2 protein-coding genes are annotated in these 2,374 nt (G+C 72.2%); one reads left to right on the top strand and one right to left on the bottom strand.

Annotated features, from left to right (window positions below; genetic code table 11):
- Positions 1 to 16: 16 nt before the first annotated feature.
- Positions 17 to 472, bottom strand: a complete 456-nt coding sequence (locus VQ02_RS21030) for a tRNA (cytidine(34)-2'-O)-methyltransferase (protein ID WP_048446174.1) — start codon at positions 470 to 472, stop codon at positions 17 to 19.
- A gap of 146 nt (positions 473 to 618) precedes the next feature.
- Between VQ02_RS21030 and VQ02_RS21025 the strand changes: the two genes are divergently transcribed.
- Positions 619 to 2,374, top strand: a 1,756-nt coding sequence (locus VQ02_RS21025; RefSeq protein WP_048446173.1) for an ABC transporter ATP-binding protein, incomplete at its 3' end; no start/stop codon positions are given.

Raw genomic sequence — 2,374 nt, 5'->3', positions numbered from 1 at the left:
CGAAGGCGCGAGGGTATCAGACGGTGCCGAGCTGGCGCACGCCCTCGCCGAGGATCATCCCGGCCGCGACCGCGACGTTGAGCGAGCGCATGCCTGCGCGCATCGGAATCGCCACCCGGGCGTCGGCATCGGCGTGGACCGCCTCCGGCACTCCGGCCGACTCGCGCCCGACCATCAGGCAGTCGCCGTCCCGGAAGGCGTGGGCGGTGTAGGGCACCGAGCCGGCGGTGGTGGCGAGCACCAGGCGGATCCCGGCCTGCCGGCGCCAGGCGTCGAAGGCAGCGTAGGAGCGGTGGCGGCTGATCGCGACGTGGTCGAGGTAGTCGAGGCCGGAGCGGCGCAGGTGCCGGTCCGAGACGTCGAATCCCGCCGGCTCGATGATCTCGACGGCGACGCCGAGGCAGGCGGCGAGGCGCAGCATCGTGCCGGTGTTCTGCGGGATGTCGGGCTGGTAGAGGGCGAGGCGCAGCATGGTTCCGTGAGCTTGGGTCCGTGATCGGGTCCGGGACAGGTGGCGCGGGTGTCCGTCATACGCCGGCGCGCCGCCTGCGGCATCGCCCCCCGGTTGGCGGAAGGCGGCGGCCCCATAGCTGAGGAGCCCGTATCCCCGGAGCCCGCATGTTCCTCGACTGGCTCGAGCGCCGCATCGATCCCTTCGCGCCCTTCGACGAGGCGCGCCGCCCGCCCGGCACGGTGGCGGGCTTCGCCTGGTTCTACCTGCGGCCGGTGCGCGGGGCGCTCGCGGTGCTGTTCGTGGTGGCGCTCGCCGCCGGCAGCGTCGAGGCCTCGCTCTACCTGCTGATGGGCTGGTTCGTGGACATCCTGGCGCGCTCGGGGCCCGAGACCCTGTGGCAGGACCACGGCACCGGCCTCGTCCTCGCGGCCGCCCTGATCCTGGTGGCGCGCCCGGTCCTGTCCTGGCTGCACGAGGCCCTGTCGAACCAGCTCGTGGTGCCGCAGACCACCGGCCTGATCCGCTGGCGCACCCATCTCTACACCCTCGGCCACGCCCTGTCGTACTTCCAGGCCGACTTCGCCGGGCGGCTCGCCAACCGGGTGACCCAGGTCGGGGTGGCGGTGCGCGAGCTCGCCATCGTGGTGATCGACACGCTGCTTTACGTCGCGATCTTCGCCGTCACGGCGGTGAGCCTGTTCGGCTCGATCAGCCCGTGGCTGGTGCTGCCGGTCCTGCTGTGGATCCTGGCCTATGCGGCGCTCACCGCCTACTTCGTGCCCCGGGCGCGGGTGCGCTCGCTCAAGGTCGCCGACACCCGCTCCGTCCTCATCGGCCGCATCGTCGACAGCTACACCAACATCCTGACCGTCAAGCTCTTCGCCCGCGACCGGGAGGAGCGCTCGGCGGTGCGGTCGGCCACGGTCGATCACACCGACGCCTACCTGCACTCGTTCCGCCTCGTCACCGCGGTGACCGCGACGCTCTCGTTCCTCAACAGCGGCCTGATCGTGGCGACCGCCGGGGTGGTGCTGGCCCTGTGGTCGCGGGGCCAGATGACCACCGGCGAGGGGGCGGCGGGCCTCGCCCTGGTGCTGCGGCTGATCGCGATGTCGGGCTGGGTGATGCAGACGGTGCGCGGGCTGTTCGAGCATATCGGCGTGGTGCAGGAGAGCATGCAGACCATCGCCCGCCCGCACGCCCTGACCGACCGGCCGGGCGCCCGCGACCTCGCGGTCCGGGGCGGCGAGATCCGCTTCGAGGGCGTGAGCTTCCACTACGGCCGGGCCGAGGCCGGGGTGATCGAGGGGCTGACCCTGCGCATCGCCCCCGGCGAGAAGGTCGGCCTCGTCGGCCCGAGTGGGGCCGGCAAGACCACGCTCACCTCGCTGCTCCTGCGCCTGCACGACCTCGAGGGCGGCCGCATCCTGATCGACGGGCAGGACATCGCCGAGGTCACGCAGGCCTCCCTGCGCCGGCAGATCGCCGTGGTGACGCAGGACACCTCGCTGCTCCACCGCTCGATCCGCGAGAACATCGCGTATGGGCGCGAGGATGCCACGGAAGCCGAGATCGTGGCGGCGGCGGAGGCCGCGCATGCCGACGCCTTCATCCGGGAACTCACAGACCACAAGGGCCGGGGCGGCTACGACGCCCAGGTCGGCGAACGCGGGGTCAAGCTGTCGGGCGGCCAGCGCCAGCGCATCGCCATCGCCCGGGTCATCCTGAAGGACGCCCCGATCCTGATCCTCGACGAGGCGACCTCGGCCCTCGATTCCGAGGTCGAGGCGGCGATCCAGGAGTCCCTGGACCGGCTGATGCAGGGCAAGACCGTGCTCGCCATCGCGCACCGGCTCTCGACCATCGCGGCCCTCGACCGGCTGGTGGTGCTCGAGAACGGCCGGATCGTCGAGGAGGGCC

This window comes from Methylobacterium variabile (assembly GCF_001043975.1).
Lineage (GTDB): Bacteria > Pseudomonadota > Alphaproteobacteria > Rhizobiales > Beijerinckiaceae > Methylobacterium > Methylobacterium variabile.
The sequence above is the reverse complement of the archived record's forward strand: the minus strand, read 5'-3'. Positions and strand labels throughout refer to the sequence as shown.

Excerpts from the sequence above, each read along its gene's own strand:
- VQ02_RS21030 (WP_048446174.1), bottom strand. The coding sequence starts at position 472 with ATGCTGCGCCTCGCCCTCTACCAGCCCGACATCCCGCAGAACACCGGC.